Source organism: Burkholderia sp. KBS0801 (assembly GCF_005937855.2).
Classification (GTDB): Bacteria; Pseudomonadota; Gammaproteobacteria; order Burkholderiales; family Burkholderiaceae; genus Burkholderia; species Burkholderia ambifaria.
Genome location: NZ_CP042178.1, coordinates 1,850,587 through 1,876,685 on the forward strand (window position 1 = coordinate 1,850,587; position 26,099 = coordinate 1,876,685).

The window sequence follows — 26,099 nt, forward strand, 5'->3', positions numbered from 1 at the left end:
GGGCCGCGGCAATTGGACATTTCCAGCCAATCGATACGCTCGGCGCCGCGCGCCGTCGGCGAGTGGCTCACGCCGCGGCGCCTCGTCCTGTACAGCGCAATCATGCTGGTGTTCTACGCGCTGTTCATCGCGGTCTGGACGACCGTCGTGCGCCACGGCGGGGCCGTGGGCCGCCCCGGCGCCGACTTCTCGGTGTTCTGGTCCGCGTCGTACGTGATGCTGCACGGTACGCCTGCGCAAGCGTACGATTTCTCGTCATTCTCGCGGCTGACGGCCGAGCTGTTCACCCATTTTCGTCGCGACAGCTTCGCGCCGTGGCTGTACCCGCCCACCTATCTGCTGCTCGTGACGCCGCTGGCGCTGCTGCCCTTTGCGCTCGGCTATCCGCTGTTCGTCGCGTTCGGCGTGGTCGTGCTCGGCCTCGCGGCATCGCGCGTATCCGGCCTCGGCACGATGGCCGGCGCAGGGCGCGCCGCGACGCTCGCGCTGGGCGCCGCACCGTGCGTGTTCGTCACCGCGACGCTCGGGCAGAACGCGTTCCTGACCGCCTCCTGCGCGGCGCTGGCCGTCCACTGGGCCGCCCGGCGGCCGATGTGGGCCGGCCTCTGCATCGGCCTGCTGTCGGTCAAGCCGCAGATGGCGTTGCTGTTCCCGTTCGTGCTGATCGCGGCGCGCGCGTGGCGCACGATCGCATGGGCCGCGCTCGCCACTGGCACGTTCGTCGCGCTGAGCGTCCTGGTCTGCGGGGTCGACTCGCTGCGCCTGTTCGTCGCCAGCACGGGCCTCGCGCGCTCGATCGTCCTCGAACACGGTGTCGTGTTCTGGCTCGTGTCGCCCACGCCGTTCGCGACGTTCCGCCTCGCGGGCGTGCCGCTCGCCGTCGCCTATGCCGCACACGCGTGTATCGCCGTGATCGCGATCGCGGCCGCCTGCACCGCATGGGCACGGTCACGCGATACCCGCGTGCGCGCGGCCGTGCTGACGGTCGCGACGCTCGCGGCGAACCCGTACGTTTGGCACTACGAACTCGCGTGGCTCGCCGTCGCGATCGCGTGCATGCTGGCGATCGGCTGGCGCGACGGCTGGCTGCGTGGCGAACAGACGGCGATCGCGCTGCTGTGGGCGCTGCCGATCGTCGAATACCTGAACCCGTGGCTCGAGTGGCCGCAGATCGGCCCGGCCGTGACCCTCTTCGCGCTGCTCGTGCTGCTGCGGCGCGCGCGGCACGACGCCCACCACGCTCACAACGCGAGCCGCGGCGGCACGTACACGCCGTAGTACGGCCCGACGCCGGTCGCGACGCCCGTGAGCTTCACGCCGGCGACGAAGTGGCCCTGGATGTACTTGTTCGAGCCGCCAAACGACGCGTCGATATGGAACGCCGCGAACGCGACGATCGGCACGTAGGTGCTGCTCGAGGTCTGCGTGACGACCGGCAGCACGACCGTCGCACCGACCGGCACCGACGTGTAGAGCGTCGCCTTCACGCCGGTCGCGAGGTAGATGCTGTCGCCGATATTGAGCGTCGTCGGGTTGCCGGTCACCATCAGGCCGCCCATCGTCGTGGTATCGGTCGCGGTCGACTGGAACGACGTCCACTGCCCCCCCATGCACAGCGCGCCATAGGTCTGGCCGTTGGTGATCGAGAACTGGTACGGCTGGCCCGTCAGCGGATTGATCAGCGGCTGGTTGGTCGCCGCATTCCAGTACTGGTTGTACACGCACTGGTCGATCGCGATCGGAAAGAGGCCGCCCGCCGCCACCCCGCCGGGCGCGGCAAGCACCGCGATCGCGGTCGCACTGCCGGATGTGCCGGGCACGCCGAGCAGCCCGCCGAGCAGCAAGGGAATCGAGCCGCCGTTGATGCCCGGCGCGCGCGACACCGTCACCTGCACCGCCGGCACGTCGTACGCGCCGGGCGTGATGGTGGTCGGCTGCATCGTCGCCGGATTGCGCGCCACGTTCCAATAGCCGGTCGTCACCGTGCCCGTCGCCAGCGCCGCGCCCGCCGCCGAATTCTGTGCGATCACGCCGTTCGCCGCCGGCGCCGCCTGCGACCAGTTCAGCGGGCCGCCGGTCGGCGACATCATCGCATCGGCCGCCGCGAGCGCGGCCGCGTCGGCGGCGTTCTGAAGCTGGTTGCGCACGGTGGCGACCCACGCGATGTCGATCGCCAGCGCACCGAACGACAGCAGCGGAATCAGGAACATCAGGAAGAACAGCGCGACGGAGCCTCGCTCGGACGCGGGGCCGGTGCATCGCGTGTCGGCTGCGTCATTCATAGAGCATCACCGAGCTGGCCGAGATCGTAATCGGGCCGGTCAGCACGCTCAATGCCGTACCCAGCACCAGCCCGGAATACGTGTAGGTCACCGTCACCGTCAGCGCGGTGCCCGACGTCGTGCCGTTCGCCTGCGTCACGGCAACGGTCGGGACCGTCCCGGTGCCGCCGCTGACCAGGCTGTTCTGCGTGTAGCTCAACGCGACATTGGCGATCTGCGTCGGGGTCAGCATCGGCACGCGCAGCACGACGCCGGCCCGCGCGGCTTCCCGGCTCGCGTTCGTGATGACGGCCTTGTCGCACAGCAGCAGGCTCACGTCGATGATGCCGATCAGCACCATCAACAGGAACGGCAGCATCAGCGCGAATTCGAGGGATACGACGCCGCGCGCGTGGCGCGCGCCCCTCGCCCCGCGTGTCATTTTGCGGTCCCCGCAGCGGGAGGCACGACGCTCCGCTCGAGCGCGGCGCCCGTCAACGGCCGCGCGGCGGCGCCCGCCGGGCGCGCTGCGAGCTGCGCGCGCACCGCCTGGTAGAAGCGCAGGTTGTCGGCCACCGCCGACGCAGGCAGGTCGGCGGACAACAGCTTCTTCGCCGAATCCGTGTTGCCGAGCACCCCGTACGCGAACGCGAGGTTCTGGCGCGCCTGCCACGGCGCGTCGGGCAAGCCGGCCACGTCGAGCAGCACGTTCACGCCTTCGCGCGGCCGGTTGCTCAGCACGAGCGACAGCCCGAGGTCGATGCGCAGCCCCTGCGCGTCCGGATGCGCGCTGAGCGCGTCGCGATACACGGCTTGCGCGTCGGCATGGCGGCCCTGCAGGTCGAGCACCGTGCCGAGTCCTTGCGCGGCGAGCGGCAGGTTCGGCTGCGCGGCCAGCAGGTCGCGGTAGCGCTGCGCGGCCTCGTCGAGCCGGCGCTGCCGCAACGCGACGCGCGCGAGCCCGAGTTGCGGCCCGAGATCCGCCGGCGCCTGTTGCCGTGCCTGCTCATAGAGAATCCGCGCACGCTCGAGATCGCCGGCCCGGTAGTTGACGTCGCCGAGCCCCAGCTGCGCCGCGAGCGAATCGGGATGCCGGGCGAGCACCTTTCCGTACAGCGTCGACGCGAGCTCGACGTTGCCGCCGGCGAGCGCGCTGTCGGCAATGCGCAATTCGGCTTGCGGGTCGTCGCTCTTGTGCGACAGCGCCGGTCTCGTCTGGATGCCCGGCGCGCAACCGCCGGCCAGCACGGGCAGCACCGCCGCGAACGCCAGCGCGCGGATGACGGATCGTGTCATTTGAATACCTCGATCAGGCGGATCGCCGCCGGCCCCGCCGCGATCAGGCCGACCGTCGGCAGGATGAACAGCATCATCGGCACGGTGATCTTCGGCGCGAGCTTCGCGGCCTTTTCCTCGAGCGCGACGACCTGCTCGGTGCGCTCGCTGCGCGACAGCGTGCGCAGCGCCTGCGTGATCGGCGTGCCGAATCGCTGTGATTGCGTGAGCGTCGTGGCGAGCGAGCGCGCCGACGAAAAATTGACGCGCAGCGCGAAATGCGCGAGCGCCTCCGAGACATTGCCGCTCAGCGTCAACTCGTCCGCGCACACGGTCAGCTCGTCGGCAAGCGGCGGACAGATGCGTTCGAGTTCGCGTGCGACGCGTCGCACGCCCGATGCGAGACTGTTCCCGGCCATCGTGCAGATCACGAGCAGGTCGAGCGCATCCGGAAAGCACGCGGCGATGATGCGCCGGCGCCGCCGGATCATCGCGCCGAGCACGTACTCGGGCACGATCACGCCGATCACGAACGCGCCGACCATCGCCACCGCACGGATCACGAAGAATTCGCCGAGCCGCGGAATGTACGGGCTGAACACGATCGCGAAGCCCGCGAACAGCACGCCGCAGCTCAGCTTGATGCCGATCATCGCCGACACCGCGCGGCGCTCGCGAAAGCCGGCGCGCGTGAGCTGCAGCCCGAGCTTCACACGCTGCATCGGGTCGAGCACCGGCAGCCGCTCGCCGAGCTGCGCGAGCCGCCGCGTCAGGTCCTGACGCACCTCGCCCGGCTGCAGCCGCCCCGCCGCCAGCGACAGCGAGCGCTGTCCGGCCGCCTGCTGCGCGCGCGCGGCGATGCGCCGGCGCGTGCCGCCGCCGGGCGTCGCGAGCGCCGCGGCGACGCACGCGACCAACAGCAGCAGTTCAAGGCCGCGGGCGGCCAGCATCGACATCGTCATCGCGCGGTATCCAGTTTCGAGATCTTGTTGATCGTCAGCAGTCCGATCGTCAGCAGCACGGCGGCGATCGTCAGCATCACGTGCCCCGCGTGCGTGTCGAACAGCAACATCACGTATGAACGGTTCACGAGGAACAGCGCGCCGATCATCACGAACGGCACGGCCGAAATGATCTTCGTCGTGATCCGCCCTTCGGCGGTCAACGCGCGCGTCTTCAGGCGGATGTCGCGGCGCGTGCGGATGATGCTCGACAACTCGTCGAGCGTTTCGCCGAGGCTGCCGCCGGTCTCGCGCTGCAGCAGCAGGTAGACGGTGAAGAACGAGAAGTCCGCGATCATCAGCCGGTCAGACGCCTGCGTCAGCACGTCCTTCAGATCCACGCCCACGCGCAGGCTGTCGCCCATCGTGCGGAAGGTCGAGCGCACCGGCTCCGCCGCGCTGTCGCCGACCGTGCTGATCGCCTGCGTGACCGGGATGCCCGCGCGCACCGCACGCACGATCAGGTCGATCGCGTCGGGGAACGCTTCGAGAAAGCGCAGCCGGAAACGCTCGACCAGCGCGCGATAGCTGGCGCGCATCGCCAGCAGCGGCAACCCGACGTAGATCAGCGGATGCAGGACGCTCGGCAACGCCACGAGCTTCATCGCGACGATCGCCGCGATCTCGCCGACGATCGCGCTGGCGATGACGATCCGCATCCCGCGCTCGCCGCCGACCGCGCGCACGCGCGTCACGTAACGCTGCAGCCACGCACGCACGCGGCCCTGCCGGCGCGGCAGGTTGAACAGCGCGACGCCGGGCGTGGCGTGGGCACCGGCCTCGCGGCCCGCCAGCGACGGCGCGAGGCGCCGCATCCGCTCGCGAATGCGCTGCTCCGGCGCCTGCCGCGCGCGATCGAGCAGCGCGGACAGCATGAGGCCGATCACGAGGATCACGACGAACGCGCCAAGCGCGAACAGGTCGGCGGGCCTCATTGCCGGAATACCTCGGAGAGCGCGTCCTCCATGCCGTAGTACGCGGCACGCGGGGCGAACGCAGGGCGCAGCGACGACGCCTCGAACACCCCCTTCACCACATCGCGCGTCGTGTCGCTTTCCTGCCGGAACGTGAACAAGTCCTGCGTGATCACGACCTCGCCTTCCATCCCGACGATCTCGGTGATCCGGGTCACGCGGCGCACGCCGTCGCGCATTCGCTCGATCTGCACGAACAGGTGCACGGCGCTCGCGATCTGGCGCCGGATCGACAGCAGTTGGAGGTTCGCGTTCGCCATCATCACCATGCTTTCGAGCCGGCTGATCGCGTCGCGCGGCGTGTTCGCATGGATCGTCGTCATCGAGCCGTCGTGGCCCGTATTCATCGCCTGCAGCACGTCGAATGCCTCCGCGCCGCGGATTTCGCCGAGGATGATGCGATCGGGCCGCATCCGCAGCGCATTGCGCACGAGGTCGCGCTGCGAGATTCCGCCGAGCCCTTCGGTATTCTCCGGCCGCGTCTCGAGACTCACGACATGCGGCTGCAGCAGTTGCAGCTCGGCCGCATCCTCGATCGTCACGATCCGCTCGTGCTCCTCGATGTGCTGCGACAGCGCGTTCAGCAGCGTCGTCTTGCCCGAGCCGGTGCCGCCCGAGATCACGATGTTCAGCCGGCATGCGCATGCGATCTTCAGCACCTGCAGCATCCCGTGCGAGATGTTACCCTGATGCGCCATCCGCGCAAGCGTGATGTCGCGCTTCGCGAACTTGCGGATCGAGATCGACGCGCCGCGCATCGCGATCGGCGGCAGCACCACGTTCACGCGGCTGCCGTCGGCAAGGCGCGCGTCGACCATCGGGCTGCTCTCGTCGACACGGCGGCCGACCGCCGCCGCGATCCGCTGCGCGACGCTCGTCACGTGCGCGTTGTCGCGAAACTTCAGCGACGTGAGTTCGAGCCGCCCCGCGCGCTCGACGTACACCTGGTCGGGGCCGTTCACGAGAATGTCGGACACGGTGTCGTCGGCGAGCAGCGGCTCGATCGGCCCGACGCCGAACATGTCGTTCAGGATCGCGTCGACGATCAGCACCTGCTCGCCCGCCGTGATCTTCAGGCGCTCGCGCTCGACGGTGTGCGCGGCCACCTGCTCGATGCCCGTGCGCACTTCGTCGCGCGTCTTCATCAATGCCGCCGACATGTTCATCGACGAGAACACCGCGGTGCGAATCGCATCGAACTTGCCGGAGCGGATCAGCGCCTCCTGCGTGTCGGCCGCCGCGGCCCCGCGCAGCGGCGGCGGCGCGTGGCTCGCGATCGGCGCCGGCGCGGGCGCGTCGTCGCGCGGCACGGCCGGGGACACTGCCGGCGCAGGCTCCGGCGTCGACCGTTTGCGGGTACCGAACGTCACGATCCTTTCCTCCACTTGACGAAGCGCGCGTACCACGGCTCGGCGACGGCCATCGATTCGCCGGTGATGCCGTTCGCGAGCCGCCGGATCTCGTCCAGGAAGCCATGACGCTTCCCGCCTTCGATCGGCTCGCCGAGGTTCTCGGCGACCGCGAGCGGCTGCGGCTCGTGCGGCAGCTCGCGCAGCTTCACGCCGCCGAACGCGTCCTCGAAATCGGTCTGCGCGACGCGTCCCTTGACCGGCTCGAGCGGATTGTTCAGCACCATCGACAGCAGCCGCTCGCCGGGCAGCTCCTTCACGAAGCGCGCTAGCCGCGCGGCTTCGTACGCGGCATGCACCGAGCGGTCGGCGACGATATAGACGAGATCCGACGCCGCCAGCGCGTCCTCGAACAGTTTGCCGGCGCGATTGCCCACGTCGAACAGCACGTAATGGAAGCGGTCCTTCAGCATGTCGACGAGCTGCGCGATCGCGTCGTCGCGCAGCGGCGCGTCCTCGCCGTACGCCAGCTCGGCCGACAACACGTGCAGGCGGTCGCCCTTCGTGACGAACATGCGGTCGAACAGCGCGTCGTCGGGGCGCTGCTCCATGTTCAGCAATTCGATCAGCCCGTTGTTGCTCGACAGCCCGAGCATCGAGTTCGCGCCGCCGCCATGAAGGTTCAGGTCGGCATACGCGACACGGCGCCGCTTCTCGCCGGCCAGGCACCGCGCGAGACTTACCGCGACCGTCGTCGCGCCGACGCCGCCGCGCGCGCCGACGAAGCTGACGATCTTGCCGGTGCGCACCTGCACGACCGATTCCGTCGCGGTCAGCGCGCGCCGCATCAGCTCGACGGTCAGCGGCTTCACGATGTAGTCCTGCACGCCGATGCCGAGCAGGTTGCGGAACAGCCCGACGTCGTTCTGCGTGCCGATCGCGACGACCCGCACGGACGGATCGCACATCTCGGCGAGCCGCATCAGGTCGGACACCGGCAGCACCGAATCCGACACGTCGACGATCAGCTGGCGCGGGGAGCGCTCGTGCTGCTGCAGCAGGCGGATCGCATCATCGCAGTTGCCCGGCTGCACATGGGCGCGCGTGATCGACAGATCCTGCGCGACGCGGCGGATCACGTCTTCGCTGCCCGCGTCCGACACGACCGCGATGAGATCCGCCGCCCCGGCGGAGGCGGCACGCTTGGCGTTCTGGCGATCGAGGACGTTCATGGTCGGCATCGCGATGTCATCCGGAGCGGGTCAATGGCCGGGCGAGCCGGTCGTCGTCAGCGTCTTGCCGGGGGTCGGCTGCTTCACGCGATCCTCGACGTAGCGGCGCACCGCGTCGGCCGCGACTTGCGCGTCCGCGCCGCCGTACGGCACGGGCGCGACGAGGTCTTCCGGCCGCGCGAGCATCGTCGCGAGATTCGTGTAGGTCGCGCAGCCGAACGGCACGCCGGGCCGGCCGAAGCCCGCGTCGACGAGATGCGACGGCTGCATCAGCGCCGCGCAGTCGGGCGGTACCGCGCGCACGCCGTCGAAGCCGATCGCGCGTGCATCCGGCAGGTTGATCGGCGGCGGCGCCGACAGGCAGCCTGCAAGCGCCGGCGCCAGCAGAGCGAAAACGATGGTTCGAACCCGCATGCGCGCTCCTCCGGTCAATACACGAAGCCCGCGGCGCCGACGGGGCGCGGCGTTTCGCCCGACATCAGGTCGAGCCCGAGATTGCGCTGCACCGCGAACTCGAGATCGCTGCTCGGCCGCGCGACGGTGTCGAGCGCCTGTTCGAGCTGGCCGGGGCCGGTCGGCTGCACGATGTACGGCGTCACGATCACGACGACCTCGGTCTTGTTGTCCTGGAAGTTCTTCGATGAAAACAGCCGGCCGATGATCGGCAGCCGCCCGAGCCCCGGAATCTGCGACACGGTGTTGGCAGTCTGGCTCTGCAGCAGCCCGCCGATCGCGAAGCTCTGCCCGCTCGACAGCTCGACCGTGGTTTCGACGCGCCGCACGGTGAGCCCCGGCACCGTCACGCCGCCGGTCGTCACGCTGTTGTTCGCGTCGACCTCGCTCACTTCCGGACGCACCTTCAGGCTGATCCGGTTGTCGGCGAGCACGGTCGGCGTGAAATCGAGCGATACGCCGAACGGCTTGAACTCGACCGTGATCGCGCCGGTCGTGTTACCGGCCTGCGCGACCGGAATCGGAATCTCGCCACCCGCGAGGAAGCTCGCGGTCTGGCCGGACATCGCGGTGAGGTTCGGCTCCGCGAGCATCGTGATCAGGCCTTCCTGGTCGAGCGCGTCGAGCACGACGTCGATCGACCAGCGTCCCGCGTGGAAGCCGCCGAGCACCGAATACGCGCCGGTCGGCGACAGGTTGAACAGCTTGGTCGTCGGATCCATCAACGTGCGCCCGTTGAACAGCCCTCCGATGAAATTGCCGGCCGCGCCGAGCGAGCTCCAGTTGATGCCGAGCTGCTGCGTGACGTTGCGGCTCACCTCGGTCACGCGCACGCGCAGGTTCACCTGGATCGGGCGGGACAGCGTGAGCCGGTTGACGATCCTTTCCTTGTCGTTCAGGTAGGGCGTGAGCGACTGCATCACGGCGTCCGCGTCGGCCGCGCTCGGCACCTTGCCCGACACCATCAGCGAGCCCGGCGCGCCCGACACCGCCAGCTTCAATTGCGGAAAGCGGCTGTCGAGCACCGTCTGCAGCGACGCGGTGTCGACCTGCACGATCACCGTGCGGCGCAGGATCGGCCGATGGTTCGCGCCGAGCGCGATCAGCGTGGTGGTGCCGGCCTTCTTGCCGAACACGAATACGGTGCGCGGCGACGGCACCTGGATGTCGGCGATGCTCGGATCCGCGACGAACATCGCTGTCGCGGGTTCGGACAGCGACAGCATCTCGCCCTTGCCGGTCGCGATCGACAACGGCGCGCCGGCGTCGGCCGCGTGCGCGCGCTGCGCGAGCGCGACGCCCGGCGCGACGATGCAGGCCAGACACCAGACAGCGATCCAACGAACCATGCGCACCATGCGTTTTCCCGTCAGTTGCCGGCCGCCGGGCGGCCGGCCCGATTCTTCACTGCATCACTGCACCGTCGTGGTCCGCGGCGCTTGCGTCGCCGCGTCCGCCGTGGCATTGCCGCCCGCGGGCGCGGCCGGCGCAACCGGTGCAACAGGCGTGCCCGGCCAACCGGCCGGCAGCGGCGGCACGCCCGGCGTGCCGGTGCCACCGGCGCGCGATCCGTCGTCGACCGACGAGCCGCGATAAATCACCACCGTGTTGCCCTGCGCCGGCCGCGTGCCGACATCCGTCCTCGCGGACGGCGCACGCGCCGCTTCGCGGGCCGCGCGCGATACGTCGCCGGCCCATACCGGCGGCGTATCGGGCTCCTGTTCGTCGCCGCCCGCCGCCTGGCGGCGGTCGCTCGTCGCGAAGCTGCGCAGCGCGAGCGACAGCGAACCGAGACGCGTCGCGACCAGCACGACCTGCGCGGTGCGCGGCGCGACCTCGAGCGTGACCGTGCGCGCGCGGACCGGCGCGTCCGGCGCGCTCGCGGGCCCCTTCGCGCGCTGGAATTCCGAGCCGACCGCGAGCACGCGCGCGCGCCGCACGACCGTCTCCGCTTCGAACGTGCCGGGCGTCGTCGCGGAGCCACCGATCTGCTGCGTGAGCACCACGTCGACGAAGTCGCCCGGCTGGATCAGCCCCGCGTTGCCCGACACGTCGTCGACCGGCACCGAGATCGCGCGCATGCCGGGCTGCAGCGCGGCCGCGAGAAAATCCGGCGCGCCTGCCGAAATCACGTTGTCTGCGCGGATCGGCGCGCCCGCGTCGACGCGGTTGCGCAGCAGCGCCCCCTTCAGGTCTGCGCCCGGTTGCGATTCGACGAACGCGCCGGCCGGCACCTGCGCGCGCGCCATGGACTTCCACGCGAGATCGTTGTCGCGCAGCAGCAGCCCTTCGGGAAGGTCGGCCGCGGCGACCCGCACGCGTACGTCGGCCGTGTTACCGGGCGGCGGAGGTGTCGACGCGGAAACATACAGTTGGCGCAGGATGAACGCACCGATGCCGGCAGCGATGATCAGCACGGCCATTCTCAGGGGTTTGGGCATGGCGGCGCGCGTCCCCCTGGCTAGGTAAGCGAAAGTGCGTGAGGAAACGGCGCCCAGACGGCCAGCGCGCCGCCGAACGCAAGCGCGACGCCGTACGGCACGCCGCGCGTCGCCATCGGGTGCGCAGGCGCGACGCGACGCTGCCGTGCGACGCCGGCGAGCATGGCGAGGCCGCACGCGGCGCCGCTCGCGCCGACGATCGTCAGCACCGGCAACGCGAGCGGCGGGCCGGCCCACAGGAATACCGCCGCGGCCAGCTTCACGTCGCCGCCGCCGAGCCAGCCCGCGTGACGCAGCGCGCCGAACACCACCAGCATCGCCGCGGCGGTCGCGACGTGGCCGGCAAATGGCGCGAGCCCTTCGCGCCCGAGCGCCGCCGCGACCGGGTACAGCATCGCGAACGCCAGCACCGCGCGATTGGACACGCGCCGCTCGCGCAAGTCCTGCATCGCGATCGACACCAGCACGAGCGTGGCCGTCAGCTGTACGAGATAGAGCATCGGAGAGCCGTCCGTCGGTGCGCCCCGGCTGGATACGTCGTACCGCTGCGGATCCGTGTATTCGTCGGCGGCGCGCGGTTCAGGAGATCAGATCAGCGAGTTGACCTTGTTGAGTATCGTTGTGAATATGGACGAGAGGCCTGAAGTGCCGCTGAGGACCGTACCGACTGCCGCGAGTGCAACCACGATGATGCCGGCCAGCACCGCGTATTCGAGCGAACTGACGCCCCGTTCATCGCGCAACAAGGACTTGACGTATTGCAGCATGACTCCCTCCGTGTGATGGGGCCGGTGATCGACCTTGAATGTAAAGACGCTGCGTTGCTTCGGTGGCGGCGCATAACGTTCGCCCATTCACGATTCATGCGGCGGCCCGTGCGTCGGGCCGGTCGCATCCCCCGGAATCCCTTCGATCGCTGCGACGCGCGTGTATGGCAACCCATCTGCCGGTACTTCGCGCGTTTTGTTGCGTGGCCGCATTTGACACGATGCGGATCACACCGATTCGTCTAGGGTATAGACAATTTTTTCGCGGATTTCAAATTATTTAGCGTCGGAGTGTATTTATGGACGGCGCCCTTCAACGATGAAATTCAGGCACACCGCTTACCGCTTTCCCGCCCGCCACGCAAGGCCTGTGGGGGCCGCGGCGTAAGAATGTCAACGATGACGCACATCATTGCGTTGGCCGACGATTCGATATTTTTTAGCCGGTTTTTCCAAATTCATCGGAGTCGCCTCGGCAAATTTTAAAACGGCCATTCACGCTCGCTTTTCGGCAATCTTTTCGTGTCCGCCGATTTGACCGGGAAAATATTCCGTATTCCGCGTGCCGATCGAATTGCCGGATACCACGCGCGAGTCGCTCAGCACGGCGACACATATCGATCGTCACGACGCGCGCTAAGGTTGTGACGATTCATCGGTTCCGGTTTCGCGCGGCCCCTGCTTGAATGGAGACCCGACCGACCCGACCCAGGAGACTCCCGATGTCCGACGTCCAGCATGCCGCTTACCCGTCCTCGCATGCTTCGCACGCCGCGCCGCACACGGCCGCCGCCCCGCTTGAGCTGCGCCAGGTCGCCGGCCGGATCGGCGCCGAGATCGCCGGCGTCCGGCTGTCCAGCACGCTCGACGACGCGACGTTCGACGCGATCCAGGCCGCGCTGCTGCGCCACAAGGTGCTGTTCTTCCGCAACCAGGAGCATCTCGACGACGCCGCGCAGGAAGCATTCGCGCGCCGCTTCGGCGACACCGTCGCGCATCCGACCGTGCCGCCGGCGGACGGCAGCGCGCACCTGCTCGAACTCGATTCCGCGCACGGCGCGCGCGCCAATTCTTGGCACACCGATGTGACGTTCGTCGACGCGTACCCGAAGGTGTCGATCCTGCGCGCGGTCGTGATTCCGCCGTTCGGCGGCGACACGGTGTGGGCCAACACGGCGACCGCGTATGCGCACCTGCCGGAGCCGCTGCGCGCGCTCGCCGATACGCTGTGGGCGCTGCACACGAACGCCTACGACTATGCGTCGACCCACGTGCACGCCGACGACACGCAACTGAAACGCTACCGTGAAGTGTTCACGTCGAGCGTCTACGAAACCGAACACCCGGTCGTGCGCGTGCATCCGGAGACCGGCGAGCGCACGCTCGTGCTCGGGCATTTCGTGCAGAAGATCAAGGGGTTGTCGTCGCAGGATTCCGCGCATCTGCTGCAGGTGCTGCACGAACACGTGACGCGCCTCGAGAACACCGTGCGCTGGCGCTGGCAGCAAGGCGACGTCGCGATCTGGGACAACCGCGCGACGCAGCACTATGCGATCAACGATTACGGCAATGCGCGCCGCGTCGTGCGCCGCGCGACGGTTCACGGCGATGTGCCGGTCGGGATCGACGGCCGCCGCAGCATCTTGCTGAAGGGGCCGGGGGTGACATTGCAGTGACGTGCGCCGCGCACGGTGCGCGCGTCTGGCGCGGCCGTGCAGGTGCGGTTTCGGCGTTCCTGGAATTCCGACAGGACGATCCGACTACGAGCTTCCCGCCACCGGGCCGGCGCGCTCCGCACGCGCCGGCTCCCCCGCTTCAATCCAGCCACACCCCATCGAACCGGTGCCCGCCGAGCGGCGAGAACGTCACCCCGTGCACGCGCTTCGAAATCGGCAGCGACACGATCGACGTCGCGATCGGCGTGAACGGCACCTGATCCTTGAACACCACCTGCGCCTGTTCGTAAAGCGACGTGCGTTTCGCAACGTCCGCGTTCGTGCGCGCCGCGCTGACGAGCCGCTCGAAATCCGCGTTGCACCACTTCGCGAGATTGCTGCCGTGCACCGCATCGCAACCGAGCAGCGTGCCGAGCCAGTTGTCGGGGTCGCCGTTGTCGCCCGACCAGCCGTACAGGATCGCGTCGTGCTGCCCGTCGCGTTTCGCGCGGCGGTTGTATTCGCCCCATTCGTAGCTGACGATCTTCGCGCGCACGCCGATCTTCGCCCAGTCCTGCTGGATCAGTTGCGCCATCAGCTGCGCGTTCGGGTTGTACGGGCGCTGCACCGGCATCGCCCACAGCGTCAGCTCGAAGCCGTTCGGGAATCCCGCTTGCGCGAGGAGCGCCTTCGCGGCCGCCGGATCGCGCGGCGCGTCCTTCAGCCGCGGGTTGTACGACCATTGCGCCGGCGGCATCGGGTTCGTCGCGATCGTCGCGTCGCCGTTGAACACCGTCTTGACGATCGCCGTCTTGTCGATCGCGATGTCGAGCGCGCGCCGCACGTCGACGCGATCGAGCGGCGGATGCTGCGTGTTGTACGCGACGAAGCCGACGTTGAACCCGGTCCCCGAAAACAGCGTCAGCTTCGGATCGCGCCGCACCGTCTCGAGATCGGCCGGCCGCGGGAACACCGACACCTGGCACTCGCCGGCCGTGAGCTTCTGTAGGCGCGCGGCCGGATCGGGCGTGATCGCGAACACGAGATGCGCGAGCTTCACGTCGTCCGGTTTCCAGTAGTCGGGGTTCGCGTCGTAGCGGATGACCGCGTCCTTCTGGTACGCACGCAGCTGGAACGGCCCGGTGCCGACCGGAAGCTGGTTGATGTCGGCCTCGCGGTGACGTGCCGCCAGTTGCGACGCATATTCGGCCGACAGGATCGATGCGAACGCCATCGCGAGATTGCGCACGAACACGACGTCGGGCGACTTCAGCACGAAGCGCACCGTGTCGTCGTCGACCTTTTCGATGCGCTCGATGTTGCGGTCGAAACCGAGATCGCTGAAGTACGGGAAGCTGACCGGATAGGCCTTGCGAAACGGGCTGTCGGGGTCGAGCATCCGGCCAAACGTGAACACGACGTCGTCCGCCTGGAACGGACGCGTCGGCTTGAACCACGCGGTCGTCTGGAACTTCACGCCGCGCCGCAGGTGGAACGTGTAGACGCGCTGGTCGGACGACACGTCCCAGCTCGTCGCGAGCGACGGGACGAGATCGAGCGTGCCGCGCTTGAACTGCACGAGCCCGTTGTAGATCGTGTACGTGCTCGCATCGAAATCGGTGCTGGTCGTGTGCTGGCCCGGATCGAAGCCGGCCGGGCTGCCTTCGCTGCAGTACACGAGCGTCTTGCCGGCCGGCGCGGCGAACGCGTGCGGGAGGCCGCCGGCAAGCAGCAGCGATGCGGCCATGGCGCGCAACGACACGACTGCAACGGATGGATGCCGCGAACGACGCGCGGCGGATGAGACGAATGGAATCTTCATGGTGGCTCGGACAGGACGTTCATGCGAATGACGACCGCCGATCTTCGCGCGCCGCCCGCCGATCGCTTACCAATTAATTCCGCGTTGCTTATCGCGGCGGATGCATCCCGCTGCCGCTGCATCGGATCGTCCATGCGAGCGCCGCGGACATTTCAGCCAACCTCGCAGCGACGACCCGCGCCACGCCCTGCGTCACCGCAGTTCGTGCACGGCCGCGCGCCGCCTTCCGGCCCTCTGCAGGTTCTCCGGAATTGGCGCATCGTATCGGTTGGCCGACGCCGGCACCGGCGCGCGGGGATCCGCCCGGCGCGCACGTTCCGGCACGGCGCGCTGCGGCGCGCCGCCCCTTCCTGGAGGACCCACGATGTCGATCAGCCCCGATACGCCCTCTCGTCCCGTGAAGTCGCCGGGCCCCGATCATCCGATCACGATCGAGCCGCATCCGTCGCGCGTCGTGGTCAAGGTGGCCGGCAAGACCGTCGCCGACACGCGCCGCGCGCTGGCGCTGCGCGAGGCCAGCTATCCGGCCGTGCTCTACATTCCGCGCGAGGATGCCGACATGTCGCTGCTGCAACGAACCGACCATGCGACGTACTGCCCGTACAAGGGCGATTGCGCGTACTACTCGATCCCCGCCGGCGGCGAACGCGCGACCAACGCGGTGTGGACGTACGAGCATCCGAATCCCGCCGTCGAATCGATTCGCGCGCACCTCGCGTTCTATCCGGACCGCGTCGACGCGATCGAGGAAAGCCCGCTCGGCACCGATTGAGCACGGCGGTGTGCTGCCACCCCGTCGTTCACGTATCGTCCGGCCGCTGATTTGCATATGCGGATTCGTTGGTTGGCGGCCGGCCCGCGCGGCCGTATCGTCTCGAATCCGGCGCGGGCCGGCCGTGCGCATCGCCCGCATAAGGCTGCGTCCCGTGTTCCCGTGCCGATTGCGCCGCCCGCCCGCGCGCGCCCCGTGAACCCGCCAGCAGGACGCTTCGATGAACGACACACCGCACGCCGACCTTGAAACGACCCCGGCCAACCCGCGCCGCCGCCACTGGCTGCACGGCGCGGCCGCCGGCCTGGCCGGGCTCGCGCTCGGCCCGCTCGCAGGCCTGCCCGCACTGGCGCAGGGCAGCGACAAGCGGCTGCGCATCGGCTTCCAGAAATACGGCAACTTCGTCGTGCTCAAGGCGCGCGGCACGCTCGAGAAACGGCTCGCGAGCCAGGGCGTGGCGGTGCAGTGGCTCGAATTCCCGGCCGGCCCGCAATTGCTCGAGGGGCTGAATGCCGGCGCGATCGACGTCGGCACGGTCGGCGAGACGCCGCCGATCTTCGCGCAGGCCGCGGGTGTGGATTTCGTCTATATCGGCAACGAACCGCCGGCGCCGCACGGCGAGGCCATCGTCGTGCTGCCCGATTCACCGATTCGCACCGTCGCGCAGCTGCGCGGCAAGAAGGTCGCGTTCAACAAGGGTTCGAACGTCCACTACCTGCTCGTGAAGGCGCTCGAACACGCGGGCCTCACATATGCCGACATCCAGCCGGTCTACCTGACGCCCGCCGATGCGCGCGCCGCGTTCGTGCAGCGCAGCGTCGACGCGTGGGTGATCTGGGATCCGTATCTGGCGGCCGCCGAACGGCAGCTCGGCGCGCGCGTGGTCGCGAACGGCGACGGGCTCGTGCGCAACACGCAGTACTACCTCGCCGCGCGCAAGTATGCGGCCGCGCAACCGCAGGTGCTGCGCACGCTGCTCGACGAAGTCGACGCGGTCGACCGCTGGGGACGCGACAATGTTCCGGAAGTCGCCGCGCAACTGTCGCCGCTCGTCGGCCTCGACGCGCCGACGCTCGAAATCGCGCTCAAGCGGGCCGGCTACGGCGTGCAGCCCATCACCGATGCGACGCTCGCGTATCAGCAGAAGATCGCCGACGCGTTCAGCACGCTGAAGCTGATTCCGGCCAGGGTGACGGTCGCGAACGCGCGCTGACGCCCCGTCGCTGCGACGCGTTACGGCGAACGCGTCGCACCGATCCGCCGCCATTCGTCGTAATCGGTGACGAGGCCCGCATCGTCCACCGCGATGTCGGCCGCATACGTGCCGCTCTCGTAGCGGTACACGCGTTGCGCCGTGCGCGCATAGCGCTGCTCGCCGCGCACGAGCTCGAACGCCGGGAAGCGCAGCCACGCGGTATGGATGACGGCCGATGCGCCGACCGCCAGCCTCAGACGCCGGATCGGCAGCGTATTGGTCGAGGGACTGAAGCCGAGATCGATGTCGGTCGCGCCCGCGAGTGCCGGCGCGTCGGCGCCGTCGACCGTCCAGCGCCCCGCGTCGCATTCGATCTCGAGCTGCGCTGGCGGCGCCGCGCCGAGCCAGTGCGTGACGCGCGCGGAACGCGTCAGCCAGTCGGCGCCGCACGCGATCGCATAGTCGACGCGAAACGGCGTGCCGTCGATCGCGCCCGCGACCGCCCCCGACAGATCGACGCCGTCACGCGTCTCGACGAGCCGGCACCATTCGCCCGCCTGCCAGGTCTGCGCGATCTGCCACGCAACGCATCGTGTGCGCGCCGCTTCGTCCCGTTGCGTCATGTCGTCTCCTGTCGATCGAGCGAAGGCGATTTCCATTCATGCCGCCGACGCGCGCATGTGCCACCTCGCAAGCCCGACGGCAAACTCGAGTCGACCTGCAAGAATCGCGATCAGAAATGGCAGCGGCCGGTGGCGTGACGCCGCCGGCCATTGCGCAGTCACGCGCGCCGCATCACCACGCGTGCCGATAGATCGCCAGCGCGTCGGCTTCCGTCACCTCGCGCGGATTGTTCACGAGCAGGCGCGTCTGCAGCATCGCATCCGACGCCATGCGCGGCAGGTCGCCTTCGCCGATGCCGACCTCGCGGAGCGTGCGCGGGATGCCCGTCGCGACGATCAGCCGATCGACCTCGTCGATCAGCGCCTGCGTCCTCGCTTCGTCGCTGCCCGTCGCCGACGGCGCGACGATCGCCGCGAGCTCCGCATACAGCGGCGCGGCGGCCGGTGCGTTGAAGCGCAGCACATGCGGCAGCACGAGCGCGTTCGACAACCCGTGCGGCACATGGAAAATGCCGCCGACCGGATAGGCCAGCGCATGCACGGCCGCGACCGGCGCGTTCGCGAATGCCTGGCCGGCGAACATCGCGCCGACCAGCATCGCCTCGCGCGCGTGGCGATCGAGGCCGTCGTCGCACGCCTTCAGCAGGTTGCGCGACAGCAGCGTCAAGGCCTGCACGGCCAGCATGTCGGACACCGGATTCTTCAGCCGCGACGACGTATAGGCCTCGATCGCATGCACCATCGCGTCGATGCCCGTCGCCGCCGTTGCCGCGCGCGGCAGCCCGAGCGTCAGCTCTGCGTCGAGGATCGCGACGTCCGCGAACAGGTGCGGCGACACGACGCCCATCTTGCGCGCCTCGCCGACCGTGACGATCGACACGGCCGTCACTTCGGAGCCGGTGCCGGCCGTGGTCGGCATCTGCACGAGCGGCAGCCGCGACGTTGCCACCTTGTCGACGCCGTACATGTCGGCCAGCGCCTGCCGCCCCGGCGCGAGCGCGGCGATCAGCTTCGCGACGTCCATCGACGAACCGCCGCCGAGGCCGAGCACGATCTCCGCGTCGGCCGCCACCGCCCGCGCGGTCGCTTCGAGCACTACATGCTCGGGCGGATCGGCGATCACGTCGTCGATCACCGTCACCTGCCAGCCGTGCGCGGCGAGGCTCGCCAGCGCGGGCGCGAGCACGCCGCTGCGATGCAGGAACGCGTCGGTGACGACGCACAGCCGCGCGAGCGCCGGAAAGCGTTCGCGCAACACCGCGCCGAGCCGGCGCGCGGCGCCGAATTCCACGATCTGCGTCGGAACGGTACGGAATTGAAACGGGTTCATCGGGTGCCTCCCGGTGGCGTCGCCGTGCCGGTGTCCGGCTGCACCATGTAGCACGTCACGTCGCGGCGATCGAGCAACGGAATGATCGCGCCGACACCGATCCGCTGGAAATGCGGCGTTTCCCGATGCACGTCGAGGCCGTCGGCTTCGCGGTAACGCTCGAGGATCACGATGTGATCAGGCTCGACCGGCGAGCGGAAGTACGCGTAGTCGAGGTTTTTCGGCTCGGCACGCGTGAGCGGCGCGAGTTCCGCGAGCAGTTCGATCACGCGGTCGCCGTTGCCGGGTTTCGCGAAGAAATGGGCGATGACCTGCAGGTAGGGTTCGTTCATGCTGCGCTCCGTATTCGCCAGCGGCCCCGTCAGGGCAGGACGTCATTCCACGATGCGCGGTCGCCGGTCGATACCGCTCATCGAACGGGGCGCCCGGCTGCCCGACATGGCGCCAGCACCTCGACGTCGCATTGTATTGAATCGGCGCGGCATGCGCAGCGCGTCGTCACGCGCCCGCTGGCCCGGCCACTACCACGGAACCGTGCGCCCCTGGTAATCGAGGTATTCGAGTCCCGCGCGCCGCTGCTTGCCGATCAGCACGTTCACGAGGCTCGGCACGCTTTCGTCGATCGTCAGTCGCGCATCGGGGCCGCCGAGTTCCGTGCGGACCCAGCCCGGCGCCATCAGCACCATCGCGCGCGGCGTCCCGGCCTGGCGCGCCGCGAAGCTGCGCATGAACTGGTTCAGCGCCGCCTTGCTGCCGCGGTAGACCTCGCGCATGCCGCTCACGTTGTTCGCGACACTGCCCTGCCCCGACGACATCGCGCCGATCAGGCCGTCCTCGGTCACGAGATCCTGCAACGCCTCGATCACGCGCATCGGCGCGAGCGCGTTCGTGATCATCACGCGCACGAATTCGTCGGTCGCGACTTCGCCGATCGTTTCGTTCGGATCGTTGGTCGTGCCGGCATTCACGAACAGCATGTCGAAGCGCCGGCCCGACAGGCGCGCGCGCAACGCAGCCAGTTGGTCCGGCTCGCAGATGTCGAGCGTGTCGATCTCGAGTCGTTCGCCGAAGCGCTCGGCGAGCTCATGCAGCTTCGTGCGCCCCGATCCGGCGCGGACAGTGCCGGTGACATGCCAGCCCTTGTTCAGGAATTGCTCCGCCATCGCGAGCCCGAGGCCGCGCGAGGCCGCGACGAGCAGGATCGACGGTGTGCTGGCGTTCGATACAGTCGATTGCATGGGTTTCACCTTTGCCGAAGTCCGTGATCCGGCCACTATAGGCGCGCCTCATCGGATGCACCAGACGCACCAAATTCAATCGATAGTTGCATCAAACGCCATGTCATTTCGCGCGATGTCGTATGCTGTCCGGATGGAAGACATCGACCTGAACCTCGTCACCGCGCTCGACGTGCTGCTGACCGAAGGGAGCGTGACCGGGGCCGCGCGCCGGCTCGGACTGAGCACGTCCGCGATGAGCCGCACGCTCACGCGGCTGCGCACCGCGACCGGCGATCCACTGCTCGTGCGCGCCGGACGCAAGCTCGTGCCGACGCCGCACGCGGCGGCACTGCGCGATCGCGTGCATGCCGTCGCGGTCGATGCGCGTGCCGTGCTTCGGCCGGCCACGGCCGATATCGACATGACGACGCTGTCGTCCACGTTCACCATCCGCGCGGCCGCATCGTTCATGGACATGCTCGCCGGCCCGGTGGTCGCCGCGATCGGCGACATCGCCCCCGGCGTGCGCGTGCGTTTCGTCCCCAAGCCCGACCGCGATCCGGGGCCGCTGCGCGACGGCACGGTCGACCTGGAAATCGGCAAGCGCGGCGACGACGCGCCCGAACTGCACACGCGCGAGCTCTTTCACGACGGGCACGTCGCGGTGGCGCGCGCCGGGCATCCGCTGTTCGCGGCGGCCAGAATCACGCCCGCGCGCTACGCGGCCTGCCGTCATGTGATCGCAGCGCAACTCGGCGACTTCGGCGGCCCGACCAACGATGCGGCCGACACGCCCGCACCCGTCCATACCGTGCAGGTCGTGGTGCCCGGCTATCCCGATGCGATGCGCGTCGCGGCCGGCACCGACCTGATTGCGCTCGTGCCGCGCTCGAGCCTCGGCAACGCATTCACACCGGGGCTCGTGGATGCACTCGGCCTGCGCGGTTTCGCGATACCGGTGCGGCTGCCCGAGATCCTGATCTCGGCGCTATGGCATCCGCGCATGCACGGCGACCCCGTCCATCGCCGTCTGCGCGATGCCGTCATCGACGTGTGCAGGCGCGCGTATCCGGCGGCCCGCGCACCGGCGCGCGGCACGACACCGCGCGGCGCCGGCTGAAGCGCCGCGATCCGCGCGAAACGCTGTCGACGCAGGCAGCAGCCAGCCGACGATCCGCAAGCTCGCCGCCGCGTGCTCGGCGAAACGCATCCGGCGCCGCTTTTCCGCCTCCCGACCCCTGCATCGCGCGCGAGCCGCGCCGCAGGGCCCATCGGCTAAAATGCCGCACTTTCCACCTTGTCCGGCCCGCTCGCCATGCAACCCGCTTCCCCCGCCCGATCCGCCGCCCACGGCGCCGCCGACGCCGATCCGTCGCACGACCTCGTCTATGGCCCCAATGACCGGCCCGCGCCGATGGTCGCCTTCGTCGCCGCGTTGCAGCACCTGCTGGCGATCATCGTGCCGATCGTCACGCCCGGCCTGCTGATCTGCCAGGCGCTCGGCGTATCGAGCCGGGATACCACGCTCATCGTGTCGATGTCGCTCGTGATTTCCGGCATCGCCACCTTCGTGCAGTGCAAGCGCTTCGGCCCGCTCGGCGCCGGCCTGCTGATCGTGCAGGGCACCAGCTTCAACTTCGTCGGCCCGCTGATCGCCGGCGGCAGCGTGATGGTCAAGCAGGGCACGCCCGTCGAGACCGTGATGGCCGCGATCTTCGGCGTCGTGATCGCCGGTTCGTTCGTCGAGATGGCCGTGTCGCGCATCCTGCCGTTCGTGAAACGCCTGATCACGCCGCTCGTCACCGGTATCGTCGTGCTGCTGATCGGCCTCACGCTGATCAAGGTCGGTCTCATCAGCATGGGCGGCGGCTACGGCGCGATGGCCAACGGCACGTTCGCGAGCGCGCAGAACCTGACGCTGTCGTGCGTCGTGCTCGGCACGATCATCCTGCTGAACCGCGTGCCGATCGTGTGGGTGCGCAGCACCGCGCTCGTGATCGCCCTCGTGATCGGCTATGCCGCGGCCGCCGTGCTCGGCCGCCTCGACTTCACCGGCGTGCATCAGGCCGCGCTGTTCCAGGTCCCGACGCCGCTGCACTTCGGCATCGGCTTCTCGTGGTCGCTGTTCGTGCCGATGCTGATCATCTACCTCGTCACGTCGCTCGAAGCGATCGGCGACGTCACCGCCACCAGCAAGATCTCGAAGGAGCCGGTCGAAGGGCCGGTGTGGATGCGGCGGATCAAGGGCGGCGTGCTCGTGAACGGTGCGAACTCGCTGCTGGCCGGCGTGTTCAACACGTTCCCGAGCTCCGTGTTCGCGCAGAACAACGGCGTGATCCAGATCACCGGCGTCGCGAGCCGCCACGTCGGCATCTGGATCGCCGGCATGCTCGTGGTGCTCGGCCTGTTCCCGGTCGTCGCGGGCGCGCTGCAGGCCGTGCCGGAGCCCGTGCTCGGCGGTGCGGCGATGGTGATGTTCGGCGCGGTGGCCGCGTCGGGCATCAACATCCTGTCCGGCATCCACCTCGATCGCCGCGCGCTGCTGATCATCGCGGTGTCGCTCGCGCTCGGCCTCGGCGTGTCGCAAGTGCCGGACATTCTGAACAGCCTGCCGCATGCATTGAAGAACGTGCTGGAATCGGGCGTCGCCACCGGCGGCATCTGTGCGCTCGTGATGAACTGGTTCCTGCCGGAACAGAAGTAACACTGGCGGCTGCATGACGACGCGACCCGGCGGGCGGGCCGCGTCGCGCTCGACGCCCCGGCTTGGCCGGGTGCCCGACACTCGCTAGAATCGGTCCATGCCTCAAACTCTCCTCTCCACGAAGCCGCCGGAAGGCAATGCCGTCCCGATCAAGGAACGGGCGACGATCGTCTGCTACCGCGATGAACAGGTCCTGCTCGTGGCACGCGCGACGTCGCGCTGGGCGCTACCGGGCGGCACGATCAAGCGCGGAGAAACGCCGCTCGAAGCCGCGCATCGGGAACTGCAGGAAGAGACCGGCATCACCGGCCAGGATCTCGTCTACTCGATGCAGTTCACCGGGCTCGCGAAGGTGCATCACGTGTTCTTCGCCGAAGTCGGCCCGGACCAGACGCCGCAAGCGAGCAACGAGATCCAGAAGTGCAAGTGGTTTCGCATCGACAGCGTCGACGGCGTGCGCGCGAGCATTCCGACGAAGCGCATCGTCGAGCTCGTCTACCGGCACGAACTCCTCAAGTAGGTAGACACCCCACCCCCAGCGGCTCGCACGAGCCGATATGATGCGCCCACGGTCCGTCGTCGCGTTCCCTTCCGAGCGAGCTGCAGATGAACAGTGCGTACACCTACCGCGGATACACCATCGACGTCCGCTGCGAATTCCGGCTCGACGAACCGCGCGACCACGCGCCGCCGCCCGACACGCTCCGGTTCGGGTTCGTCGCGGTCGTGCAGGTGCGCACGGCCGGCAGCGCGCCGCGTCTGCTCGCACCGGTCCGCCTCGCGGACGATGGCGGCCGCCTGTTCGACAACACGCTCAATGCGTTGCGTGCAGGCCGGGCCGCCGGCGAAATCATCGTCGACGATCTGTTGGTCGATTGCGGCCCCGCCGACGGGCGCGCGCGTTCCTGAGCCGGTGGTCGGCCTCGAACGTGCTGGGCGGATCGGCCGGCGTGCCGGCGCTCAGTGCAGGCGTTTTCGTCGCAGTTCGTGCGTCGAATAGACGACGAGGAAGATACCCAGCATCGCGACGCCGGATGCAATGAAGTCGTTTGCGGTTCCCGCGCTGTTCAGCGATTTCGGGAAGATGCCGAGACTCAGTCCTGCGGCAGCCAGGAATACCCCTGCCGCCACACCCCACACCGGTCCGGTGGTCTTTTCGATTGTGTTTTTCATACAGCACCCGTCTACGGTTATTGCCTGAACGGTGTCGGCACATCGCACGTGCGCCTACCGTCCGTGCCTAGACTATAGCGAGGAAAAAATTCAAACGGGTTCGGTGCTTTTCCCCATCAAGTTTTTCGCGGACGCAATCGGGCGACGTCGCGGTTCGCTCCTTTTCGTCAGATGAATGGCGAAAAATTCGGCGGCTCTCGAACAGCTTTCCGCCCGTTGCATCGCCATTCGCAACCGGTTGGCAGCAGTCCTTACGCTCCGACGCACAATTTACGGTTCGTTTCAAAGCTGTCCACACTTTGGGCATGCCGCGCCGCTATGCTTCGTTGCATCCACAATCAGATTGGAGGGGGCAAAATCATGAACAACCATTTCTGGAAGGCCGCACTGTGCGCGGCCATGGTGCCGTTTGCGCTGGCAGGTTGCGGCGGCGGCGACGATGGCGGCGCGCAAACCGGCACGCTGCATGTCGCGATGACCGATGCGCCGTCATGCGGATTCGACCATGTCTACGTGACCGTCTCGCAGGTTCGCGTCAATGCGAATACGAATGCTTCCGATAACGATGCCGGCTGGTCGACGATCACGCTGGCGACACCGCGCAAGATCGACCTGCTGTCGCTGACCAACGGCGTGCTCGCCGATATCGGCCAGACCGCACTGCCGGCCGGCCAGTATCAGCAAATCCGCCTCGTTCTCGCGCCGAACCAGGGCAACAGCCTCGCGAATTCGGTCGTTCCGACGGGCGGCACCGAGCAGGCGCTTGCAACGCCGAGCGCGACGCAAAGCGGCTACAAGATCATCCAGCCATTCACGGTGCAAGCGAACACGCTCGTCGACCTCGTGCTCGACTTCAACGCGTGCAAGTCGATCGTTCAGCGCGGCAACGGCACGTATGCGCTGAAGCCGGTCGTCACCGCGATCCCGACTGTCGTGAGCGGCGCGATCTCCGGCTATGTCGCACCGGCCGAAGCCGGCGCGACCGTGTACGCGGAACAGGGTGGCAAGGTGGTCAGGGGCACCGTTGCCGACAGCACCGGGAAGTTCGTGCTGTCGCCGTTGATCCAGAGTTCGACGCAAGGTAACTACGACGTCGTGATCGTGCAGAACAACTTCGCGTCGGGCATCGTGCGCACGGTGCCGGTCGTGGTGAACACGACCACGGCCGTGTCGGCGTCGAACGCGCCGATCACGCTGCCGGCCTCGACGATGAGCTCGGTCAGCGGCACGGTGACGGCAAGCGCCGACGCGTTGGTTCGGGCATTGCAGACGGTCGATGCCCGCGCGTACGAGATCACGTCGATCAACGCGAACATGGACACGGGCGCCTATGCGCTGAACGTGCCCACGGCCGCACCGATCGTCGGTACGTACTCGGGCTCGCTGCCGGTCGCGCTGGCTGCATCGCCGGCTGCCGCTGCACAATATACGATCGAGGCGGACGCGGCATCGGGCGCAACGCAATCGACGAACGTGAACGCCACGACGAGCCAGTCGAACGTCAACTTCAGCTTCTGACGCACACGTCGGCAGCATTCAACGAAAGGGCCTCGCGGCCCTTTCCTCAATAACGGGAGAACGAAGTGAAGAAAGGGGTGATCGCACTGCTCGTCGCGGCGAGCGTGGTTGGCGCACTCGGTGGATGCGTCGCATACGTTCCGGGTCCGCCGGTCGTCGTCGCACCGCAGGGCGGCCCGGGCAACGGGTTCTGCCCGCCCGGACAGGCGAAGAAAGGCAATTGCTGATTGTATGAGGCCCGCGGAAAGCGGGCCTTTTTCGTGGTGTTGACGATATCGCGCCGATATCGGTTCAATAACATGTGGAACTTTTGACCGCGATAAGGTTGGTTAAA

Annotated in this window: 28 protein-coding genes; 9 read left to right on the forward strand and 19 right to left on the reverse strand. The window is 68.5% G+C overall.

Annotation, left to right across the window (positions count from 1 at the left end; all coding sequences use genetic code 11):
• Nucleotides 1-12 precede the first annotated feature (12 nt).
• Nucleotides 13-1,278, forward strand: coding sequence for a glycosyltransferase family 87 protein (locus tag FFI87_RS25135; RefSeq protein ID WP_175736668.1), 1,266 nt, complete (start codon nt 13-15; stop codon nt 1,276-1,278).
• On the opposite strand, the gene FFI87_RS25140 is transcribed toward FFI87_RS25135, so the two are convergent.
• The 12 genes from FFI87_RS25140 to FFI87_RS25195 form a co-directional block, all read right to left on the reverse strand.
• Nucleotides 1,242-2,282 carry a TadG family pilus assembly protein gene (locus FFI87_RS25140; protein WP_138848627.1) on the reverse strand — a complete coding sequence of 347 codons (1,041 nt, stop codon included), beginning with the start codon at nt 2,280-2,282 and terminating at the stop codon, nt 1,242-1,244. The two genes, FFI87_RS25135 and FFI87_RS25140, sit on opposite strands and share 37 nt — an antisense overlap.
• Nucleotides 2,275-2,703 (reverse strand): TadE/TadG family type IV pilus assembly protein, encoded by a 429-nt coding sequence (locus tag FFI87_RS25145; protein WP_012365761.1) that lies wholly within the window; start codon nt 2,701-2,703, stop codon nt 2,275-2,277. Before FFI87_RS25145 ends, FFI87_RS25140 begins: the two co-directional genes overlap by 8 nt.
• Nucleotides 2,700-3,557, reverse strand: a complete 858-nt coding sequence (locus FFI87_RS25150) for a tetratricopeptide repeat protein (protein ID WP_138848626.1) — start codon at nt 3,555-3,557, stop codon at nt 2,700-2,702. The genes FFI87_RS25145 and FFI87_RS25150 overlap by 4 nt, the downstream gene beginning before the upstream one ends.
• On the reverse strand, nt 3,554-4,498 hold the full coding sequence (locus tag FFI87_RS25155) for a type II secretion system F family protein (protein ID WP_138848625.1): 945 nt from the start codon (nt 4,496-4,498) through the stop codon (nt 3,554-3,556). The genes FFI87_RS25150 and FFI87_RS25155 overlap by 4 nt, the downstream gene beginning before the upstream one ends.
• On the reverse strand, nt 4,495-5,472 hold the full coding sequence (locus FFI87_RS25160) for a type II secretion system F family protein (protein WP_012365758.1): 978 nt from the start codon (nt 5,470-5,472) through the stop codon (nt 4,495-4,497). Before FFI87_RS25160 ends, FFI87_RS25155 begins: the two co-directional genes overlap by 4 nt.
• Nucleotides 5,469-6,881, reverse strand: coding sequence for a CpaF family protein (locus tag FFI87_RS25165; protein WP_138848624.1), 1,413 nt, complete (start codon nt 6,879-6,881; stop codon nt 5,469-5,471). The genes FFI87_RS25160 and FFI87_RS25165 overlap by 4 nt, the downstream gene beginning before the upstream one ends.
• Nucleotides 6,878-8,101, reverse strand: a complete 1,224-nt coding sequence (locus tag FFI87_RS25170; protein WP_138848623.1) for a CpaE family protein — start codon at nt 8,099-8,101, stop codon at nt 6,878-6,880. Before FFI87_RS25170 ends, FFI87_RS25165 begins: the two co-directional genes overlap by 4 nt.
• Nucleotides 8,102-8,122: 21 nt before the next feature.
• Complete coding sequence (locus tag FFI87_RS25175; protein WP_006755785.1) at nt 8,123-8,506, reverse strand: CpaD family pilus assembly lipoprotein; 384 nt, start codon at nt 8,504-8,506, stop codon at nt 8,123-8,125.
• Nucleotides 8,507-8,520: 14 nt separating this feature from the next.
• Nucleotides 8,521-9,903, reverse strand: coding sequence for a type II and III secretion system protein family protein (locus tag FFI87_RS25180; protein WP_012365755.1), 1,383 nt, complete (start codon nt 9,901-9,903; stop codon nt 8,521-8,523).
• Nucleotides 9,904-9,957: 54 nt separating this feature from the next.
• Nucleotides 9,958-10,986 (reverse strand): Flp pilus assembly protein CpaB, encoded by a 1,029-nt coding sequence (gene cpaB, locus FFI87_RS25185; RefSeq protein WP_138848622.1) that lies wholly within the window; start codon nt 10,984-10,986, stop codon nt 9,958-9,960.
• Nucleotides 10,987-11,006: 20 nt separating this feature from the next.
• Entirely contained in the window at nt 11,007-11,486 is a 480-nt protein-coding gene (locus tag FFI87_RS25190) for a prepilin peptidase (RefSeq protein ID WP_138848621.1), read from the reverse strand.
• 87 nt (nt 11,487-11,573) lie between these two features.
• Nucleotides 11,574-11,753 (reverse strand): Flp family type IVb pilin, encoded by a 180-nt coding sequence (locus tag FFI87_RS25195; protein ID WP_012365752.1) that lies wholly within the window; start codon nt 11,751-11,753, stop codon nt 11,574-11,576.
• 722 nt (nt 11,754-12,475) lie between these two features.
• Here FFI87_RS25195 and FFI87_RS25200 point away from each other — a divergent pair.
• Nucleotides 12,476-13,429 carry a TauD/TfdA dioxygenase family protein gene (locus tag FFI87_RS25200; protein ID WP_138848620.1) on the forward strand — a complete coding sequence of 318 codons (954 nt, stop codon included), beginning with the start codon at nt 12,476-12,478 and terminating at the stop codon, nt 13,427-13,429.
• 139 nt (nt 13,430-13,568) lie between these two features.
• Here FFI87_RS25200 and FFI87_RS25205 read toward each other — a convergent pair whose 3' ends face one another.
• Both FFI87_RS25205 and FFI87_RS34595 read right to left on the reverse strand, forming a co-directional pair.
• Complete coding sequence (locus FFI87_RS25205; RefSeq protein WP_138848619.1) at nt 13,569-15,230, reverse strand: ABC transporter substrate-binding protein; 1,662 nt, start codon at nt 15,228-15,230, stop codon at nt 13,569-13,571.
• Nucleotides 15,227-15,364: a hypothetical protein gene (locus tag FFI87_RS34595; protein ID WP_175736676.1), complete on the reverse strand. Its 138-nt coding sequence runs from the start codon at nt 15,362-15,364 to the stop codon at nt 15,227-15,229. Before FFI87_RS34595 ends, FFI87_RS25205 begins: the two co-directional genes overlap by 4 nt.
• Before the next feature lie 230 nt (nt 15,365-15,594).
• Here FFI87_RS34595 and FFI87_RS25210 point away from each other — a divergent pair, with 230 nt between their 5' ends.
• Nucleotides 15,595-16,002: a DUF427 domain-containing protein gene (locus FFI87_RS25210; RefSeq protein ID WP_012365749.1), complete on the forward strand. Its 408-nt coding sequence runs from the start codon at nt 15,595-15,597 to the stop codon at nt 16,000-16,002.
• A gap of 220 nt (nt 16,003-16,222) precedes the next feature.
• A complete protein-coding gene (locus tag FFI87_RS25215) occupies nt 16,223-17,215 on the forward strand; it encodes a sulfonate ABC transporter substrate-binding protein (RefSeq protein ID WP_138848618.1) in 993 nt (330 codons plus the stop codon).
• 20 nt (nt 17,216-17,235) lie between these two features.
• Here the strand turns inward: FFI87_RS25215 and FFI87_RS25220 are convergent, their stop codons facing one another.
• From FFI87_RS25220 to FFI87_RS25235, 4 genes are all read right to left on the reverse strand, one after another.
• Nucleotides 17,236-17,820, reverse strand: coding sequence for a putative glycolipid-binding domain-containing protein (locus FFI87_RS25220; protein ID WP_138848617.1), 585 nt, complete (start codon nt 17,818-17,820; stop codon nt 17,236-17,238).
• A 172-nt stretch (nt 17,821-17,992) separates the two neighbouring features.
• Complete coding sequence (locus FFI87_RS25225) at nt 17,993-19,150, reverse strand: iron-containing alcohol dehydrogenase (protein ID WP_138848616.1); 1,158 nt, start codon at nt 19,148-19,150, stop codon at nt 17,993-17,995.
• A complete protein-coding gene (locus FFI87_RS25230; RefSeq protein ID WP_006753558.1) occupies nt 19,147-19,482 on the reverse strand; it encodes a putative quinol monooxygenase in 336 nt (111 codons plus the stop codon). The genes FFI87_RS25225 and FFI87_RS25230 overlap by 4 nt, the downstream gene beginning before the upstream one ends.
• Nucleotides 19,483-19,671: 189 nt before the next feature.
• Nucleotides 19,672-20,388 carry an SDR family oxidoreductase gene (locus FFI87_RS25235; RefSeq protein WP_138848615.1) on the reverse strand — a complete coding sequence of 239 codons (717 nt, stop codon included), beginning with the start codon at nt 20,386-20,388 and terminating at the stop codon, nt 19,672-19,674.
• A 133-nt stretch (nt 20,389-20,521) separates the two neighbouring features.
• Here FFI87_RS25235 and FFI87_RS25240 point away from each other — a divergent pair, with 133 nt between their 5' ends.
• The 4 genes from FFI87_RS25240 to FFI87_RS25255 all read left to right on the forward strand — a co-directional run bounded on the left by FFI87_RS25240 (nt 20,522) and on the right by FFI87_RS25255 (nt 23,983).
• Nucleotides 20,522-21,490 carry a LysR family transcriptional regulator gene (locus FFI87_RS25240; RefSeq protein ID WP_138850178.1) on the forward strand — a complete coding sequence of 323 codons (969 nt, stop codon included), beginning with the start codon at nt 20,522-20,524 and terminating at the stop codon, nt 21,488-21,490.
• A 195-nt stretch (nt 21,491-21,685) separates the two neighbouring features.
• On the forward strand, nt 21,686-23,074 hold the full coding sequence (locus tag FFI87_RS25245) for a nucleobase:cation symporter-2 family protein (RefSeq protein WP_012365743.1): 1,389 nt from the start codon (nt 21,686-21,688) through the stop codon (nt 23,072-23,074).
• A 97-nt stretch (nt 23,075-23,171) separates the two neighbouring features.
• On the forward strand, nt 23,172-23,594 hold the full coding sequence (locus FFI87_RS25250) for an NUDIX hydrolase (RefSeq protein ID WP_012365742.1): 423 nt from the start codon (nt 23,172-23,174) through the stop codon (nt 23,592-23,594).
• Between the two features lie 86 nt (nt 23,595-23,680).
• Entirely contained in the window at nt 23,681-23,983 is a 303-nt protein-coding gene (locus FFI87_RS25255; RefSeq protein ID WP_012365741.1) for a hypothetical protein, read from the forward strand.
• A gap of 51 nt (nt 23,984-24,034) precedes the next feature.
• Here the strand turns inward: FFI87_RS25255 and FFI87_RS25260 are convergent, their stop codons facing one another.
• On the reverse strand, nt 24,035-24,247 hold the full coding sequence (locus tag FFI87_RS25260) for a hypothetical protein (protein WP_006753552.1): 213 nt from the start codon (nt 24,245-24,247) through the stop codon (nt 24,035-24,037).
• Nucleotides 24,248-24,607: 360 nt separating this feature from the next.
• Between FFI87_RS25260 and FFI87_RS25265 the strand changes: the two genes are divergently transcribed.
• Entirely contained in the window at nt 24,608-25,765 is a 1,158-nt protein-coding gene (locus FFI87_RS25265; RefSeq protein WP_012365740.1) for a DUF4382 domain-containing protein, read from the forward strand.
• Nucleotides 25,766-26,099: the final 334 nt, after the last annotated feature.

Excerpts from the sequence above, each read along its gene's own strand:
- FFI87_RS25245 (WP_012365743.1), top strand. The coding sequence starts at position 21,686 with ATGCAACCCGCTTCCCCCGCCCGATCCGCCGCCCACGGCGCCGCCGAC.
- FFI87_RS25145 (WP_012365761.1), bottom strand. The coding sequence starts at position 2,703 with ATGACACGCGGGGCGAGGGGCGCGCGCCACGCGCGCGGCGTCGTATCC.
- FFI87_RS25140 (WP_138848627.1), bottom strand. The coding sequence starts at position 2,282 with ATGAATGACGCAGCCGACACGCGATGCACCGGCCCCGCGTCCGAGCGA.
- FFI87_RS25205 (WP_138848619.1), bottom strand. The coding sequence starts at position 15,230 with ATGAAGATTCCATTCGTCTCATCCGCCGCGCGTCGTTCGCGGCATCCA.
- FFI87_RS34595 (WP_175736676.1), bottom strand. The coding sequence starts at position 15,364 with ATGGACGATCCGATGCAGCGGCAGCGGGATGCATCCGCCGCGATAAGC.
- FFI87_RS25160 (WP_012365758.1), bottom strand. The coding sequence starts at position 5,472 with ATGAGGCCCGCCGACCTGTTCGCGCTTGGCGCGTTCGTCGTGATCCTC.
- FFI87_RS25200 (WP_138848620.1), top strand. The coding sequence starts at position 12,476 with ATGTCCGACGTCCAGCATGCCGCTTACCCGTCCTCGCATGCTTCGCAC.
- FFI87_RS25155 (WP_138848625.1), bottom strand. The coding sequence starts at position 4,498 with ATGACGATGTCGATGCTGGCCGCCCGCGGCCTTGAACTGCTGCTGTTG.
- FFI87_RS25220 (WP_138848617.1), bottom strand. The coding sequence starts at position 17,820 with ATGACGCAACGGGACGAAGCGGCGCGCACACGATGCGTTGCGTGGCAG.
- FFI87_RS25195 (WP_012365752.1), bottom strand. The coding sequence starts at position 11,753 with ATGCTGCAATACGTCAAGTCCTTGTTGCGCGATGAACGGGGCGTCAGT.
- FFI87_RS25225 (WP_138848616.1), bottom strand. The coding sequence starts at position 19,150 with ATGAACCCGTTTCAATTCCGTACCGTTCCGACGCAGATCGTGGAATTC.
- FFI87_RS25240 (WP_138850178.1), top strand. The coding sequence starts at position 20,522 with ATGGAAGACATCGACCTGAACCTCGTCACCGCGCTCGACGTGCTGCTG.
- FFI87_RS25235 (WP_138848615.1), bottom strand. The coding sequence starts at position 20,388 with ATGCAATCGACTGTATCGAACGCCAGCACACCGTCGATCCTGCTCGTC.
- FFI87_RS25180 (WP_012365755.1), bottom strand. The coding sequence starts at position 9,903 with ATGGTGCGCATGGTTCGTTGGATCGCTGTCTGGTGTCTGGCCTGCATC.
- FFI87_RS25260 (WP_006753552.1), bottom strand. The coding sequence starts at position 24,247 with ATGAAAAACACAATCGAAAAGACCACCGGACCGGTGTGGGGTGTGGCG.
- FFI87_RS25230 (WP_006753558.1), bottom strand. The coding sequence starts at position 19,482 with ATGAACGAACCCTACCTGCAGGTCATCGCCCATTTCTTCGCGAAACCC.
- cpaB (WP_138848622.1), bottom strand. The coding sequence starts at position 10,986 with ATGCCCAAACCCCTGAGAATGGCCGTGCTGATCATCGCTGCCGGCATC.
- FFI87_RS25265 (WP_012365740.1), top strand. The coding sequence starts at position 24,608 with ATGAACAACCATTTCTGGAAGGCCGCACTGTGCGCGGCCATGGTGCCG.
- FFI87_RS25175 (WP_006755785.1), bottom strand. The coding sequence starts at position 8,506 with ATGCGGGTTCGAACCATCGTTTTCGCTCTGCTGGCGCCGGCGCTTGCA.
- FFI87_RS25215 (WP_138848618.1), top strand. The coding sequence starts at position 16,223 with ATGAACGACACACCGCACGCCGACCTTGAAACGACCCCGGCCAACCCG.
- FFI87_RS25210 (WP_012365749.1), top strand. The coding sequence starts at position 15,595 with ATGTCGATCAGCCCCGATACGCCCTCTCGTCCCGTGAAGTCGCCGGGC.
- FFI87_RS25250 (WP_012365742.1), top strand. The coding sequence starts at position 23,172 with ATGCCTCAAACTCTCCTCTCCACGAAGCCGCCGGAAGGCAATGCCGTC.
- FFI87_RS25150 (WP_138848626.1), bottom strand. The coding sequence starts at position 3,557 with ATGACACGATCCGTCATCCGCGCGCTGGCGTTCGCGGCGGTGCTGCCC.
- FFI87_RS25170 (WP_138848623.1), bottom strand. The coding sequence starts at position 8,101 with ATGCCGACCATGAACGTCCTCGATCGCCAGAACGCCAAGCGTGCCGCC.
- FFI87_RS25190 (WP_138848621.1), bottom strand. The coding sequence starts at position 11,486 with ATGCTCTATCTCGTACAGCTGACGGCCACGCTCGTGCTGGTGTCGATC.
- FFI87_RS25255 (WP_012365741.1), top strand. The coding sequence starts at position 23,681 with ATGAACAGTGCGTACACCTACCGCGGATACACCATCGACGTCCGCTGC.